The organism is Microbacterium sp. HSID17254 (assembly GCF_003989315.1).
GTDB lineage: Bacteria > Actinomycetota > Actinomycetes > Actinomycetales > Microbacteriaceae > Microbacterium.
Genome location: NZ_RBLT01000025.1, coordinates 18,244 through 33,505 on the forward strand (window position 1 = coordinate 18,244; position 15,262 = coordinate 33,505).

Sequence of the window (15,262 nt, forward strand, 5' to 3'; positions counted from 1 at the left end):
CACCGCCCCTGTGCTTCGAATCGCCCGATTGGCCGGATAATCGCCGCGGATGCAGCCAGGTGCGCGATTCGAACGGAGGTCAGGCCCGACTACGCTTGCGGACCTCGCGGAGGACGATCTGCTCGGGGCAGACGGTGGAGAGGAAGTCGCCGACCGAGAGGGCCAGGCGTTCGCCGACGAGCGAGTAGAAGATGCGATTGGCGTCGCGACGCTCGGAGACGAGGCCCGCCTGCCGCAGCACGCTCAGGTGCCGGGAGATGGTCGGTCCGCTCGCGGAGAACCGCGACGCGATCTCCCCGGCGGCGAGCTCCCCCTCCTTGAGGTCCTGCAGGATCTGCCGCCGGGTGGGATGGGCGAGCGCCGCGAAGATGTCGGATGCGCTGTCGGCCATGCTTGCAATATAGCACCTTCGCTAGATACAGTTTCGCCAGATAGCTAATTAGCGAAGGAGAACACCATGAAGGTCGCCATCACCGGAGGCAGTGGATTCGTCGGCCGCGCCCTCGCCGATCGCCTGGAGGAGCCCGTGGTGATCTCCCGACGCTCCGGCACGGACATCACGGACGTCGATGCGCTGACCGCAGCGTTCGCCGGGTGCGACGCCGTGGCCCACTGCGCCGGGATCAACCGGGAGATCGGCGACCAGACCTTCCGCCGCGTGCACGTGGAGGGGACGGCCGCCGTCGTCGAAGCCGCCCGCCGCGCCGGTGTCCGACGCCTCGTCATGGTGAGCTTCCTCCGCGCCCGTCCCGACTGCGGCTCCGGCTACCACGAGTCGAAGTGGGAGGCCGAGGAGATCGTCCGCGGCTCCGGGCTGCCGCACACGATCCTGAAGTCCGGGATGATCTACGGCCCCGGCGATCACATGGTCGATCACGTGACCCGCGCCGTCCGCACCCTCCCCTTCTTCTGGACGGTCGGCTACCGCGAACGCACCGACCGCCCGGTCCCGGTCGAGGATGCCGCGGACGTGCTGGTGGCCGCGCTGGAGGGGCGGATCCCGGAGCCGACGGTCGCGGTGATGGGGGCGGACGAGGTGACGCTCGGAGAGGCCATCCGCCGGATCGCCCGTGTCGCCGGACGCCGCCCCGCCTTCCTCCCGGTGCCGACCTGGGTCCTACGGGTGCTCGCGCAGCTCACGGAGTGGACCATGGTCGTGCCCCTGGTGGCGAAGGCGCAGGCGCGGATGCTCGCGGAGGGTGTGAGCGAGCCGGCACCGTGGGCGCCGGAGCCGCCGGAGGGCATCCGCCCCTCACGACCGTTCGACGACGACAGCATCCGCGCGGCACTGCCCACCGGGCGCTTCGGCCTGTCGGACCTGCGGCTGGCGCGCGCGCTTCGAATCGCGTGAATGGCTGCATCTGGGCCGCAGATGCCGCAAAGCAGGCGATTCGAACGGAGGTCAGCCGGCGTGCACGAGCTCGACGATGCGCGTGAGCTGGTCGGGATCGGTCTCCGGGGGCACGCCGTGGCCGAGGTTGAGGATGTGCCCGCGGGCCGCGCGACCGCGCTCGAGCACGTCGCGGACATGCGCCTCGAGCACCGGCCACGGCGCGCCGAGGAACGCGGGGTCGATGTTGCCCTGCACCGACACGTCGGGGCCGAGGATCGCGGCGGCCTCGTCGAGGGGCAGCCGCCAGTCGACCCCCACGCCGTCCGCGATGCCGTCGAGCCGCATGTCGCCGAGGAAGGGCCCGGTGCCGACGCCGAAGTGGATGGTCGGGACGCCGATGCCGTCCAGAGCCGTGCGGGAGTGCGGCGCCACGAAGGTGCGGTAGTCGGCGGGGCTGAGGGAGCCCGCCCAGCTGTCGAAGAGCTGCACGACCGCGGCGCCGGCATCGCGCTGCGTCTCCAGGAACCGCCGCGAGATCTGCGCCAGCCAGCCCGCGAGACGGTGCCAGGCCTCGGGCTCCGCATGCATCATGCCGCGGGCGCGCAGGTGCTCCTTGGACGGACCGCCCTCGACGAGGTACGCGGCGAGGGTGAAGGGCGCCCCCGCGAAGCCGATGACCGGAGTGTCGCCGAGCTCCGCGACGACGATGCCGACGGCCTCCGCGATGGCGCTGCCGTCCAGGATCTCCGGGTCGATGGCCGTGATGCGGTCGACGTCCGCGACCGTCCGCACCGGGTTCGCGAAGACGGGGCCGCGGCCGGGCTCGATCTCGACCTCCACGCCGGCGAGACGCAGCGGGATGACGATATCGCTGAAGAACACCGCCGCGTCGACGCCGTGCCGTCGCACCGGCTGGAGGGTGATCTCGGCGGCGAGGTCGGGGGTGAGGCAGGCGTCGAGCATCCTCGTGCCGACCCGCAGCTCCCGGTACTCGGGCAGGGAGCGGCCGGCCTGGCGCATGAACCAGACCGGAGCGGTGGCGGGGCGGTCGCCGGTGAGGGCGCGCAGCAGCGGGGCGTCGGAGAGTGCCATGCCCCCATCCTCCCATCCGGCGTATAGGGAGCAGCCGAGTCTCGGGTTCGGATGCTCGGGTACAATCGAAGGGTGCTGCTGTGTGTGACGGCGAGTCACAAGACCGCCTCCTTCGAACTGCTCGAACGCCTGAGCCGCACCCCCGACGACGTCGCTCCCACCATCGTGGGCATGGCGCCGTGCGTGCAGGGTGCCGTGGTCCTGGCGACGTGCAACCGCTTCGAGGCGTACGTGGAGATGGACGAGCCGGTGACCGCGGCCGGCGCCATCGGCGTGGAAGCCGTCATCGAGGCGGTCGAGTCCGCCACCGGCATCCCCGCTGCCGACCTCGACGGCGCCTACGCCGTGCACTCCGGTCGCCGCGTCGCCGAGCACCTCTTCTCCGTCGCCTCCGGCCTCGAGTCCGTCGTCTCCGGTGAGGGTGAGATCGCCGGCCAGGTCCGTCGGGCGCTGAAGTCGGCCCGCAAGGACGGCACCACCTCTCCCGAGCTCGAGCGGCTGTTCCAGCGCGCGAGCCAGGCGCAGCGCAAGGTCAAGAACGTCACCGCCCTCGGCCGCGCCGGTCGCTCGCTCGTGCGTCTCGCACTGGAGCTCGCCGACAGCCGCATCGCCGACTGGTCCGCCGAGCGCGTGCTGCTGGTCGGCACGGGCGCCTACGCGGCCGTCACCCTCGCGACCCTGCGCGAGCGCGGCGCCGTCGACATCTCCGTCTACTCTCCCTCCGGCCGCGCGGAGATCTTCGCAGCCAAGCACGACATCCGCCCGGTGCCGGCCGAGGAGTACGCGCGCACGGCAGCGCACTCCACGTTGCTGATCACCTGCACCACCGCGACCGAGCCCGTGCTCGGCCCCGAGCACCTGCAACTCCCGGTCGGCCTCGCCGCCGCGGGCTGCCCCGTCGCCGCGACCAGCGGCACCACCGGGGTCCCGAGCCGGCTGGTGGTCGACCTCGGCATGCCGCGGAACGTCGACCCGGCCGTGGCTGCGCTGGAGGGCGTCGCGCTGCTCGACCTGGAGACCATCCGCCTGCACGCCCCGCTGGAGGAGCTGCAGGCGACGGATGCCGCCCGGAGCGTCGTCCGCGAAGCCGCGGAGACCTTCCACGTGGTCGGTGCCCGCCAGAGCGTGACCCCGTCGGTCGTCGCCTTCCGCTCGCACATCTTCGAGCTGCTGGAGCGCGAGATCGACCGCGCCCGTGCCCGTGGCGACGAGGACGGCAAGGTCGAGCAGGCGCTGCGGCACCTCTCGGGCGTGCTGTTGCACACGCCGACCGTGCGGGCTCATGAGCTCGCCGCCGCCGGTCGCGCGGACGAGTTCGCCGCCGCGCTCGCGACGCTGTACGGGATCACCCCTGCCGCGGACACGGTCGAAGACGCCGCCACAGCCTGATCCGGCGGGGTGGGAGACTGGAGGCATGGCCCTTCACATCACCGGAGACACCGCCGCCGACGCCCTGCTGACCGAGAACTCGACGGCTCTGCTCATCGGCATGCTGCTGGACCAGCAGATCCCCATGGAGACCGCGTTCACCGGACCGCTCAAGATCGAGCAGCGGACGGGAGCCGCGGATGCTGCGGCGATCGCGGGCATGGCACCCGAGGAGTTCCTGGAGGCCTTCCGCCAGACCCCCGCAGTGCACCGGTTCCCCGGCTCCATGGCGACGCGGGTGCAGACCCTGTGCCAGGCGCTCGTCGACGACTGGGACGGGGATGCCGCCGCCCTCTGGACGCGCCCGTCGACAGACTCAGGGACCCAGCCGAGCGGTGCCGAGGTACTCAGACGACTCAAGGCCCTTCCCGGCTTCGGCGAGCAGAAGGCGAAGATCTTCCTCGCCCTCCTCGGCAAGCAGTACGGGTTCACCGGCGAGGGCTGGCGGGAGGCTTCGGCGCCCTACGGCGAGGACGGGTCGTACCGCAGCGTCGCCGACATCGTGTCGCCGGAGTCGCTGACGAAGGTGCGCGAGTACAAGAAGGCGATGAAGGCCGCGGCGAAGGCGGCGAAGTAGTGCAGCCGACCGGGGACGACGTCGCGGGCCTGATCGCCCGCTCCTCCCCGGCCGTGCGTCGCCGTGATGCGGAGACGCTGACCGCTCTCCTGCAGGACATCACCGGGCGCGAGCCGCAGACCTGGGGGTCGATCATCGGGTTCGGCTCCTGCCATTACCGCTATCCCACCGGGACGGAGGGCGACAGCGGCATTCTGAGCTTCGCCCCCCGGAAGGCCGCGACCACGATCTACCTCCTCGACGGGGTGGACGCCCACGCGGAGGCTCTCGGCGCGCTCGGCCCGCACACGACGGGGGTGGGCTGCCTCTACCTCAAGGACCTCGACGAGGTCGACCTCGACGTGCTGCGCGGGATCCTCGAGCGTTCGCGCGCCTGGGTCGAGTCCGGCGGCGACGCGCGCATGCAGCTGACGGTCACGTCGTAGCTCCCCCTCTCCTGCCGCCGAGACCCCGGGTTCCCGCCGAAACCCCGGCGTGCGGACGTGCGGAGTCCGGGGTCTCGGCGGGAAGGCGGGGTCTCAGGTGGTAGCCACCCCCTCGTCAACCTGCACGCGCCGTGCGTCCGCCGCGTGACGACGCCACCGCCGATCGTGCGTCACCGTGACGACGGCGGCGGGGTGGTCCACGAGAGCGTGCTCGAGCTGCTCCACGAGCTCGGGATCGAGATGGTTCGTCGGCTCATCGAGCAGCAGCAGATCGAACGGCGACGACAGGGCGACCGCGAGATCCAGCCGCCGACGCTGCCCGACGGAGAGAGCCCGCACGTCGCGGTCCACCTCCGACCCGCGGAAGAGCCCATGAGCCAGGAGAGCGTCGTGCGCATCCGCCGGCGGCGTCCCGGTCCGAGCCGCGAAGACCTCGACGGCGGAACCCCGCGGGCGCGTGTCGACCTCCTGCCGGAGGAACGCGATCCGCAGCCCGTCCCCGCGGACGAGCGTCCCGGATGCGGGGAGGAGCTCGCCGGCGAGGAGACGGAGGAGTGTCGTCTTCCCGGCTCCGTTCGGCCCGGTCACGAGCCACCGCGAACCGGCCTCGATCGTCCACTGCGACACGGCGAGCCGTCGTCCCGGTTCGCGGAGGGAGACGGCATCGAGCGTCAGGAGCGGGTCGTCGAGCGGTGCGCGATCCTCTGCCGCGACCGTGAACCGCAGGGGCTCGGGCGGCGCCGGGCACGGGTTCTCCCGCAGCCGCGACAATCTCTCCTTCGCCATGCGGATGCGCCCGACGGCACCGTGGTCGCGGCTCCGCGCCCGGAACGCGCCGTGACCGAAGCCGTCGAGCTCGAGCTTGCGCGGGATCGCCTGCAGCCGGAACGCGTTGGCGGCGAGCAGGGCCTCGGTGCGGGCGACCTCGGCCTTCCACTCCTCGTGGCGCGCGACCGCCGCCCGGCGTTCGGCCTCGCGCGCCCGCAGGAACCCGGCGTAACCATCGCCGTAGCGCCGGATCCGACCGTCCTGCACCTGCACGACAGCGGTCGCGAAACGGTCCAGGAAGTCACGGTCGTGCGTCACGACCACCAGCGCTCCCCGATGCGCCGCGAGACGGTCCTCGAGCCAGGTCAGCGCCCGGTCATCGAGGTCGTTCGTGGGCTCGTCGAGGAGCAGCAGCTCGGCTCCGGAAGAGAGCGCGACCGCGAGAGCGAGCCGCGCCCGCTCTCCGCCCGATAGCGTGGCCACCGATCGCCCGCGGTCCAGCCCGCCCAGCCCGAGCTGTTCGAGGGCGGTGTCGATGCGACGGTCGACCTCGTATCCGCCGCGGGACTCGAAACGGTCCTGCAACAGGGCCACGGCGGCCATCTGCTGCGCACGCTCGGAAGGGGTCGCGGCGGCGAGGAGGTCGTACGCACGGGCGAGGTCGTGCTCCAGCGCGCGGAGGTCGCCGAGGAGCTCGTCGATGGCGTCGGCCACTGTCGCTCCGTCCGCGAACACCGGGTTCTGCCGGGCATGCGCGATCCCGCCGGGGAGGTCGAGCCGCACCTCCCCGGACGTCGGCGCGAGAACACCGGCGAGCAGATCGAGCAGCGTCGACTTCCCGGCGCCGTTGTCGCCGATGACGGCGAGGCGGTCGGCGGGGCCCACGACGAGGTCGATCCGGTCCAGGACGAGTCGGTCGGCGAACCGGACGGAGACGGCCTGCAGCGCGCACTCGCGATGAGCGCGGGCCGAGGAGTCGGAAGGGGTCGAGAGTACAGGGAACATGAGGGGTCCTCTCCCGCGGCGCACGCGCACCGCCGGGATCTGCGTCGATGACGCGGGGAACAGGAACCTCGACCGCACCCGGAGCCGGGCACGTTCGCTCAGGACCCACCGCGGAGAAGAGCTCTCGACGCGGCGTCCCGATCTAGCGAATCAGAGTACCCACGAGGAGCGACCATAGCAGGGTCGCTCAGCGCCCGCCAGACCCCGCTTTCTCGGCGAGACCCCGACGTACCCCCGCACGCGCCCCGGGGTCTCGGCGGGGACCCGGGGTGTCGGCGTCAACGGCGACGGCGAGGGAGGGAGGAGAGGGAGGAGAGGCGGGAGTGGGCGGCGGGGACGGCGAAGAGGAGGACGATCGCGAGGACGATGCCGCGGACGATCCAGAGGCCGGGCTCCCAGATCACCTCGTAGTTCCCGGGGAGGCCGAGGAACGCGGCGATGATCGATCCCCACGACGCGCGGCCGCTGCTGTCCGTATCGATCGAGAGTCCGCCCACGATGCTCAGCACGCCGAGGCTCAGCAGCACGATCGGCATGATGAGGGCGCCGGGCTTCGCCTCCCCGCGCGCGATCAGGCGGATCACCGTCACGAGCGAGACGAGCGGGAACACGAAGAAGAACCAGACGAGGGCGCCGAGCAGCAGCCCCACGACGATGAAGACCGGCACCCAGAGGAGCATCCAGGGGCTTTCGTCGGCGATGAAGTAGTCGGGGTCGCGGAGGATCGCGACGACGAAGCCCGCCAGGGTCCCCAGCGGAAGCACCGCCAGCACCCACCAGAACACGGCCTTCGGCACGCGTTTCCGGTCCCCCAGCCGCGTCATCACGATCTGGATGATGACCGCGGCGGCGAGCGCCGGGAGGCCGAACATCGCGATGATGGGCCCGGCGCCGTCGTTCTCCCGCAGGTCGAGCACAGTGAGGATCATCCACGACACGGCGAGCGCCCCGAGCACGATGGCCGCGACCGGACGCACGGGCGAGGCTTCTCCCCGTGCGCCGGCTCCCCCCGGTGCCGTCACGTCAGGCGCCGCGGAGGCGCTCCGCCAGGTAGGCGTGCAGCTCGTCGATCGGGACGCGCTCCTGCGCCATCGTGTCGCGGTCGCGCACGGTCACGGCACGGTCGTCGAGCGAGTCGAAGTCGACCGTGACGCAGAACGGCGTGCCGATCTCGTCCTGGCGGCGGTAGCGACGACCGATCGCACCGGCGTCGTCGAAGTCGACGGCCCACGAACCGCGGAGTGCGTCGGCCACCTCGCGGGCGAGCGGCGACAGGTTCTCGTTGCGCGACAGCGGGAGCACCGCCGCCTTGACCGGAGCCAGGCGCGGGTCGAGCTTGAGCACGGTGCGGGTGTCGGTGCCGCCCTTGGCGTTGGGCACCTGCTCCTCGACGTACGCGTCGACGAGGAAGGCCATCATCGCGCGGGTGAGTCCGAACGACGGCTCGATCACGTACGGCGTGTAGCGCTCGCCCGTGGCCTGGTCGAAGTACGTCAGGCTCTGGCCGGAGGCCTCGCTGTGGCTGGAGAGGTCGTAGTCGGTGCGGTTGGCGACGCCCATGAGCTCGCCCCACTCCTTGCCCGCGAAGCCGAAGCGGTACTCGACGTCGATGGTGCCGGCCGAGTAGTGCGCGCGGTCCTCCTCCGGCACGTCGAACTGCCGCATGTTCTCCGGGTCGATGCCGAGGTCGATGAACCAGTTCCAGCACGCCTCGACCCAGTGGTCGAACCACTGCGGCGCCTCAGCGGGCGGCGTGAAGAACTCGATCTCCATCTGCTCGAACTCGCGGGTGCGGAAGATGAAGTTACCGGGGGTGATCTCGTTGCGGAACGCCTTGCCGACCTGGCCGATGCCGAACGGCGGCTTCTTGCGGCTCGCGGTGAGCACGTTCGAGAAGTTCACGAAGATGCCCTGTGCGGTCTCGGGGCGCAGGTAGTAGAGGCCGGACTCGTCGTCGACGACGCCGAGGTAGGTCTTCACCAGACCGGAGAAGGCCTTCGGCTCGGTGTACTGCCCCTTGGTGCCGCAGTTCGGGCAGGGGATGTCGGCGAGACCGTTCTCGGCCTTGCGACCCTTGCGCGCCTCGAAGTCCTCGATGAGGTTGTCGGCACGGAAGCGCTTGTGGCACTGCAGGCACTCGACGAGCGGGTCGGTGAAGGTCGCGACGTGACCCGAGGCCTCCCACACGCGCTTCGGCAGGATGATGCTGGAGTCGAGACCGACCATGTCGCCGCGGCCGCGCACGAAGGTCTGCCACCACTGCCGCCGGATGTTCTCCTTCAGCTCGGTGCCGAGGGGTCCGTAGTCCCAGGCCGACCGGGAACCGCCGTAGATCTCACCCGCCTGGAACACGAAACCGCGGTGGCGGGCGAGGGCGATGACCTTGTCGAGGCGGGACTGTTCGGCCACGGTGGCTCCAATGGTCGGATGCGGAGAATGCCCGTGAGCACGGGCACCCCCATTCTATCCGGGGCCGGAGCGCAACCCCTGGCCGCGGGACCCGCGGGAGGAGTACCGTCCCACGCATGAGCACCACCGCGCAGCCGCCCGCCTCCCGCGACGAGGACACCCGCTTCTTCGGACAGCCGTGGTCGCTCGTGCACATCTTCGGCGTGGAGATGTGGGAGCGCTTCAGCTTCTACGGCATGCAGGGCATCCTGCTCATCTACCTGTACTTCTCGGTGGCCGATGGCGGTCTCGGCCTTCCGGAGGCGGTGGCGGGCGGGATCGTCGGCGCGTACGGCGGCTCGGTGTACCTGTCCACCATCCTCGGGGCCTGGCTCGCCGATCGGCTGTTCGGCTCCGAGCGGGTGCTGTTCGTCAGCGCCATCGTCATCGTCTCGGGCCACCTCGCCCTCGCCCTCCTGCCGGGGTTCGTCGGCGTGGGGGTCGGACTCGTGCTCGTGGCCCTCGGCTCGGGAGGCCTGAAGGCGAACGCGACGTCGGTCGTGGGGACGCTGTACCGTCCGGACGACGTGCGGCGCGATGCCGGGTTCTCGCTGTTCTACCTCGGCATCAACCTGGGCGCGTTCCTCGGTCCGATCCTCACCGGGCTGCTGCAGTCGACCCTGGGCTTCCACTGGGGATTCGGCCTCGCCGCCCTCGGCATGACCCTGGGTCTCGTGCAGTACTCGTTCGGCCGCCGCGGCCTGCCCGCCTCCGCGCGCGCGGTGCCGAACCCGCTCCCCCGCTCGCGCTATCCGCTGGTCGCCGGCATCGCCGTCGGGGCGGTCGTCGTCATCGCGGTGCTCGTGCTGACCGGGGTCATCCAGGCCGACAACCTCGCCACCATCGTGATCGTGGTCACGGTGGTCGCCGCCGTCGCCTACTTCGCGGTGATCCTCGGCAGTCGCCGTATCGACGCCACCGAGCGCTCGCGTGTCTGGGGCTTCCTGCCGCTGTTCCTCACCAGCGTCGCGTTCTGGTCGCTGTACCAGCAGCAGTTCACGGTGCTGACGATCTACTCCGACAAGCGCCTCGACCGCGACCTGTTCGGGTGGGAGATGCCGGTGTCGTGGGTGCAGTCGATCAACCCGGTGTTCATCATCATCCTGTCCGGGGTCTTCGCGGCCATCTGGACGAAGCTGGGGACGCGTCAGCCGTCGACCCCCGTCAAGTTCGGGCTGGCCGCGATCATCATGGGCTCCGCGTTCCTGCTGTTCCTGCCGTTCTCCGGCGGCGGTGCGAACTCGACGCCGCTGCTCGCGATCGTCGGCATCCTCTTCGTGTTCACGGTCGCCGAGCTGCTGCTGTCGCCCGTGGGGCTGTCGGTGACGACGAAGCTCGCCCCGGCCGTGTTCCACACGCAGATGGTCGCGCTGTTCTTCCTGTCGATCGCCCTCGGCACCGCCATCTCGGGCGAGCTCGTGAAGTTCTACGATCCGGAGAACGAGGTGCCGTACTTCTCGATCCTCGGCGGCATCGCGATCCTCGTCGGCATCGGACTGCTGCTGAGCGTGAAGCCCGTGCTGCGGCTCATGCGGGGCGTGCGGTGACGGCCCCGGCGATCACGCGGTGAAGAGGTAGCCCCGGCCGGTCTCGAAGCCCGCGATGTGGAGGCCGCTGCCGAGCAGCCCCTCCATCTGCGCGCGCAGCCGCAGCCGCCACTCGTGCGCGGCCGCCGGGTCGGACTCCCGCATGCCCTCGATGTCGTCCGGGATCTCCAGCGTCTCGACGACGGCGTCCTCCGCCGGGGGCTTGGCGATGTCCGCGAGCGCCCACTCGACGTCGAGGCGGTCGCTCTCGTCGCCCGCGTCGCCGCCGCCGAAGATGCCGTACCGGTTCACCGAGTAGCCCGTGGCGCGCGCGCCGAGGACGGTGAGGAAGAAGTGCGCGTTCCGGGCGACCAGCGGGTCGAAGGTCCAGGTGATGCGGCCGACGTCGCGGGAGAACGCCCACTGCCGCTGGTGCTCCTTGAGCTCACGGCCCCATCCGCGCCCCCGGTACTCGGGCAGCAGAGCCGTGATGTGCGAGTGCATGGCGCGACGGGCCGGTTCGCCGAAGAAGGCGATCGAGGCGCCGACCATGCGCTCCTCGTCGCCCTCGCCGTCGAAGAAGCCGACGACGTAGTTGCCCGACTGCTGCAGGGCACGGAGGGTCCCGGCGTCCACCACGCGCTGCGGGCCCCGGATGGAGTCGAGCAGGCTCTGGGCGTCGAGGATGAGTTCAACGGTGTCGAGATCGCGGATGGTTCGCACGATCCCAGTCTGCCCCTCCTCCGCCCGTTCGCGGAAACCGACTCCGGCTCACCGGTACGGGAAGGCCTCGCCCCCACCCGCGGCGAGCGCCTCCGCGACGATGCGGAGGTGTTCCTCGGCCATGTCCGCCGGCAGCGGCGGCAGGATCCCGTCCCAGAACGCGAGCACCGCGCCGCGGCCCTGCATCATCCCGGCCGGACGACCCAGCGCCCACAAGTGCATGTGCGCGGAGCCGTCGTTCCAGCGCCCGAAGTGACAGCGGGCGACGCCGGGGATGCTCTTCACCGCCTCGGACACGCGCTGCATCAGCGGCCCGAGGGCGGCGAGCACGTCCTGCGGCGCGTTCTCCAGGAGCCAGTGCTCGCGCGGTGCGACGCCGCCGATGAAGGGCAGACCGCCGACGTCCCACCCGGCGCGCACCTGCCAGAGGTCGTCGTGCCAGATGGTGTGCACGCTCGGACCGCAGTGGCCGCACGCGGCCGGATCGTGCTCGCCGGCGCGGGGCTTCTCCGGCACGAGCATCGGCTCGAGCGGCCGCATCGTGACGCTCTCGAACGCCCAGGGCAGCCCCTCCGCGAGCGCCGAGGCGTCGAGCACCTCGCCGATCGGGAGCCGGCGGTGGTACGCGGAGTCGGCGGGGTGCTGCGCGGGCGCGGAGTCGTCGGTCATCCGGCCATGCAACCACATCGGCCCCTCCCCTCCGGGAACGCCGATAGCCTGAGCCGGTGGGTGCGAACGACGACAGAGCCAGGAAACGCCTCTCCCGTACCCCTCCGCGGTGGGCGATCATCGCGGTGCTGGCGTTCGCGGGCCTGTGCTCCTCGTTCATGTTCACCCTCGTCGTGCCGCTGCAGGCCGAGCTGCCGCAGCTGCTGAACTCCTCGCGCGAGGACACCACCTGGGTGGTGACGATCACCCTGCTCGTGGCCGCCGTCGCGACCCCGATCTCCGGCCGTCTCGGCGACATGTACGGCAAACGCCGGGTGGTCATCGCGCTCCTCGCGATCCTCATCGTGGGGTCGGTCATCGCCGCGCTCTCCGGATCGATCGTCGGCGTCATCATCGGCCGCGCCCTCCAGGGGGCCGTGACCGGCGTCGTACCCCTCGGCATCGCCATCATGCGCGACGTGCTGCCACCCGAGCGCCTCGGCACCGCGGTGGCCCTGATGAGCGCCACCATGGGCGTCGGCGGGGCGATCGGCATGCCCGTCGCCGCGCTGCTCGCCGAGAACGCCGACTGGCACATGCTGTTCTGGCTCGCCGCCGCCCTCGGAGTCCTCGGGCTGCTGCTGGTGCTCGCCGTGGTGCCGGAGGACGTGCTCCGCTCCCCCGGGCGCCTCGACGTGCTCGGGGCCATCGGACTCGCCATCGGCCTCACCGGTCTGCTGCTGTTCGTATCGCGCGGCGCCGAGTGGGGCTGGACGGCGCCGCTCACCCTCGTCTGCGTGATCGGCGGCGTGGCGGTGCTGCTGCTGTGGGGCTGGTACCAGCTGCGCACGGACGATCCGCTGCTCGACCTCCGGGTCGCGGCCCGGCCCGCCGTGCTCTTCACGAACATCGCCGCCATCGGCATGGGCTTCGCCCTGTTCGCCTCGAACGTCACGTTCCCGCAGATGCTGGAGATGCCGGCGGTGGGCGGTGCCGGCTTCGGGCTCGACATGGTGGCCGCGTCGCTCGTGATCATGCCGGCGGGTCTGGTCATGATGGTGATCTCGCCGCTGTCCGGGTGGCTGGAGCGCACCGTGGGGCCGCGCCCGCTCTTCACCGTCGGGGCCATCGCGATCGTGCTCGCCTACGTCTTCGTGCTGCTGTGGTCGACCGAGGTGTGGCACATCTTCGTCGCCAACATCTTCATCGGCGTCGGCATCGGGTTCACCTTCGCCGCGATGCCCATGATCATCATGCGCTCCGTGCCCGCGAACGAGACCGGGGCGTCGAACGGCCTCAACGCGCTGTTGCGCTCCGTGGGCACCTCGACGGCCTCGGCCGTGATGGGCGGGGTGCTCGCGGCGATGAGCGTGGACGTCGGCGGGGTGGCCGTGCCGACGCGGGCCGCGTTCGAGGTCTGCTTCTGGCTCGCGATCGCCGCCGGCATCCTGGCCGTGGTCCTGTCCCTGTTCATTCCGCGACGGCGCGCCGAGGAGCCGCACCCCTCCCTGCGCTGACCCGTTCGGCGGTCGTGGATTCGCATCGAGGTCGCAGAGATTCCCGCAGAACGTGCGACCTACGGCGGATCTGCGACCTGCGGCGGAGGGTCAGCGGGAGATCGTGCGCGGATCCGGGTCGTCGGCACGCGGTGGCCGCAGCCGGGCGGGAAGCGGCCACGGCAGGGTGAACTGCGCGGTCGCGGGACGGGTCATGTCCCCGAAGTCGTCGACCTTCACGACGATGCGCCCCGGCGTGCCCTCTTCGTCCGGCGTCACTTCGAGGATGCGCACCCGCAGCGGGCGCTCACCCTCTCCCTCGAGCACCCACGGATCAGCGAGCCAGGCGATGCCGTGGACCTCCAGCGCGGCCTCCGCGTCGAGCCACTCGCCCGGGCCGGAGACTCTCCGCCCGAGGACATCGACGGCGATCCAGTCCTCGCCCTCCGGATGGATCCAGCCGAGCAGCTCGCCGTCGTCGCGGCGGTGCGGGGTATAGGCATGAGGCATGCCCCGATGCTAGCCCGTACGTCGCACGATCAGGCGCTCGCGCGACATCAGGCCGGGTGCGCCCCCGTCGCCTGACGCCACGCGGATGCCTGCGTTCGCGCGCGGGATTCCGGGGACGTGGGAACAGGAGCACACGCGAGGTCAGGCGACCGCGGGAGGTCAGGCTCATTGTCACCCTGGACGCCTGATGCCACGCGGATGCCTGCGTTCACGCGCGGGGTCAGGCGGGGTCAGTGCGTGTACTCCATGAGCTCGACGCCGAGCACGCGGAAGGCGTCGTGCGCGCGGAGGCGGTGGCTGATCGACAGGTCGTCGAAGCACACGATCATCGAGTAGGCGACACCGGCCCGCGGCCCCGCGAGCACGCCCGCCTCAGCGCGCACTCCCCGGTCGCGGCCGGTCTTGTTCACGAACAGCAGGCCGTGCGCGTCGTGCTCGTGCGCGAAGGGGTCGAGCCCGGTCGAGGCGGCCACGAGGCTGAGGTCCTGGTTGAGGCTGAGCCATTCCGACACCTGGGCGCTGACGGCGGCATCCACGACCTGGGAGTTCACGAGCGCGGAGAACAGCCCGGCCAGCTCGCGCGCCGACCCCACCGCGACCTGCGGGGCGTCGTCCGGACCACGGCGGTCGCGGAACCGGTCGAGCAGGGCGGTGCGACGCAGCCCCAGCCCCTCGATGCGCTCGCGCACCCGGTCGTGCCCCACCTTCTCCAGCAGGATGTTCACGGCGATCGGGTCGCCGGCCGTCGCGGCGAGCACGGCGAGGTCTTCCAGCGGCAGCGCCGGGGCCCGCAGGTGTCGCCACAGCCCGGAGCTCTCCACGGCCTCGACGCTCGTGCGCTCCACGATCTCGAGCGGGTCGAGGGCGCCGGACTCGAACGCCGCCGCCACCTCGATGAGCAGCGGGACCACCCCGAGGCCGGCGACGGGCATGGTCACGTGGTCGTCTCCCGCCAGCACGTGCACATGGGAGTCGAGGTCGACCACATGCACCGACACCTGCGCCCCGGAGTTCGCGAGGCCTTCGAGGGCCTTCAGCGTCGACGTGAACGACCGCCGGCCGACGGCCACGCGGCGCGGCAGCCGACGGGCTCCCGGCCGCTGCGAACGGCGACCGCTGGACGACTCGGGCGCGCTCCCGGACGCTCCGGGAGCCGAGGGGTTCCGGAACGCGTCACCAGGGTCGGTCGCACCCACGCGTGGTCCTTCAGGAGGGGGAGGAATACTGCACATCCGGGAAGGGGCGCCCGGCGGCAGGGCTATCGTAACCCCACCGCCGGAGCG

The 15,262-nt window shown here is 71.4% G+C and carries 15 protein-coding genes; 6 read left to right on the top strand and 9 right to left on the bottom strand.

Annotated elements, in window-relative coordinates; all coding sequences use genetic code 11:
• Nucleotides 1-79: 79 nt before the first annotated feature.
• Entirely contained in the window at nucleotides 80-391 is a 312-nt protein-coding gene (locus D8M34_RS13330; RefSeq protein WP_029989796.1) for a metalloregulator ArsR/SmtB family transcription factor, read from the bottom strand.
• Nucleotides 392-457: 66 nt separating this feature from the next.
• On the opposite strand from D8M34_RS13330, the gene D8M34_RS13335 reads away from it, so the two are divergent.
• Complete coding sequence (locus D8M34_RS13335; RefSeq protein ID WP_126894233.1) at nucleotides 458-1,351, top strand: NAD(P)H-binding protein; 894 nt, start codon at nucleotides 458-460, stop codon at nucleotides 1,349-1,351.
• Nucleotides 1,352-1,402: 51 nt separating this feature from the next.
• Here D8M34_RS13335 and hemE read toward each other — a convergent pair whose 3' ends face one another.
• Nucleotides 1,403-2,425: a uroporphyrinogen decarboxylase gene (gene hemE / locus D8M34_RS13340; RefSeq protein ID WP_126894234.1), complete on the bottom strand. Its 1,023-nt coding sequence runs from the start codon at nucleotides 2,423-2,425 to the stop codon at nucleotides 1,403-1,405.
• Between the two features lie 72 nt (nucleotides 2,426-2,497).
• Here hemE and D8M34_RS13345 point away from each other — a divergent pair, with 72 nt between their 5' ends.
• Genes D8M34_RS13345 through D8M34_RS13355 form a run of 3 tightly spaced genes read left to right on the top strand, consistent with a single transcriptional unit; the run spans nucleotide 2,498 to nucleotide 4,855 of the window.
• Complete coding sequence (locus D8M34_RS13345; protein ID WP_126894235.1) at nucleotides 2,498-3,814, top strand: glutamyl-tRNA reductase; 1,317 nt, start codon at nucleotides 2,498-2,500, stop codon at nucleotides 3,812-3,814.
• Between the two features lie 25 nt (nucleotides 3,815-3,839).
• Entirely contained in the window at nucleotides 3,840-4,430 is a 591-nt protein-coding gene (locus tag D8M34_RS13350) for an HhH-GPD-type base excision DNA repair protein (RefSeq protein WP_085605601.1), read from the top strand.
• On the top strand, nucleotides 4,430-4,855 hold the full coding sequence (locus D8M34_RS13355) for a DUF1801 domain-containing protein (protein ID WP_085605603.1): 426 nt from the start codon (nucleotides 4,430-4,432) through the stop codon (nucleotides 4,853-4,855). Before D8M34_RS13350 ends, D8M34_RS13355 begins: the two co-directional genes overlap by 1 nt.
• Before the next feature lie 93 nt (nucleotides 4,856-4,948).
• Here the strand turns inward: D8M34_RS13355 and D8M34_RS13360 are convergent, their stop codons facing one another.
• The 3 genes from D8M34_RS13360 to D8M34_RS13370 form a co-directional block, all read right to left on the bottom strand.
• The gene (locus D8M34_RS13360; RefSeq protein WP_126894236.1) at nucleotides 4,949-6,628 is read right to left on the bottom strand and encodes an ABC-F family ATP-binding cassette domain-containing protein; all 1,680 of its coding nucleotides are present in this window, start codon (nucleotides 6,626-6,628) and stop codon (nucleotides 4,949-4,951) included.
• Between the two features lie 278 nt (nucleotides 6,629-6,906).
• Complete coding sequence (locus D8M34_RS13365) at nucleotides 6,907-7,605, bottom strand: hypothetical protein (protein WP_062765568.1); 699 nt, start codon at nucleotides 7,603-7,605, stop codon at nucleotides 6,907-6,909.
• A gap of 46 nt (nucleotides 7,606-7,651) precedes the next feature.
• Complete coding sequence (locus D8M34_RS13370) at nucleotides 7,652-9,037, bottom strand: glycine--tRNA ligase (RefSeq protein WP_062765571.1); 1,386 nt, start codon at nucleotides 9,035-9,037, stop codon at nucleotides 7,652-7,654.
• Between the two features lie 116 nt (nucleotides 9,038-9,153).
• Between D8M34_RS13370 and D8M34_RS13375 the strand changes: the two genes are divergently transcribed.
• Entirely contained in the window at nucleotides 9,154-10,623 is a 1,470-nt protein-coding gene (locus D8M34_RS13375; protein ID WP_025104884.1) for a peptide MFS transporter, read from the top strand.
• 12 nt (nucleotides 10,624-10,635) lie between these two features.
• On the opposite strand, the gene D8M34_RS13380 is transcribed toward D8M34_RS13375, so the two are convergent.
• Together D8M34_RS13380 and D8M34_RS13385 are read right to left on the bottom strand one after the other, a co-directional pair.
• Entirely contained in the window at nucleotides 10,636-11,325 is a 690-nt protein-coding gene (locus D8M34_RS13380; protein WP_025104885.1) for a GNAT family N-acetyltransferase, read from the bottom strand.
• 48 nt (nucleotides 11,326-11,373) lie between these two features.
• Nucleotides 11,374-11,994: a hypothetical protein gene (locus tag D8M34_RS13385; protein WP_126894237.1), complete on the bottom strand. Its 621-nt coding sequence runs from the start codon at nucleotides 11,992-11,994 to the stop codon at nucleotides 11,374-11,376.
• Nucleotides 11,995-12,050: 56 nt separating this feature from the next.
• On the opposite strand from D8M34_RS13385, the gene D8M34_RS13390 reads away from it, so the two are divergent.
• Nucleotides 12,051-13,490: an MFS transporter gene (locus D8M34_RS13390; RefSeq protein WP_126894238.1), complete on the top strand. Its 1,440-nt coding sequence runs from the start codon at nucleotides 12,051-12,053 to the stop codon at nucleotides 13,488-13,490.
• A gap of 90 nt (nucleotides 13,491-13,580) precedes the next feature.
• Here the strand turns inward: D8M34_RS13390 and D8M34_RS13395 are convergent, their stop codons facing one another.
• Nucleotides 13,581-13,979: a hypothetical protein gene (locus tag D8M34_RS13395; protein WP_126894239.1), complete on the bottom strand. Its 399-nt coding sequence runs from the start codon at nucleotides 13,977-13,979 to the stop codon at nucleotides 13,581-13,583.
• Between the two features lie 230 nt (nucleotides 13,980-14,209).
• Nucleotides 14,210-15,175: a serine hydrolase gene (locus D8M34_RS13400; RefSeq protein ID WP_025104889.1), complete on the bottom strand. Its 966-nt coding sequence runs from the start codon at nucleotides 15,173-15,175 to the stop codon at nucleotides 14,210-14,212.
• Nucleotides 15,176-15,262: the final 87 nt, after the last annotated feature.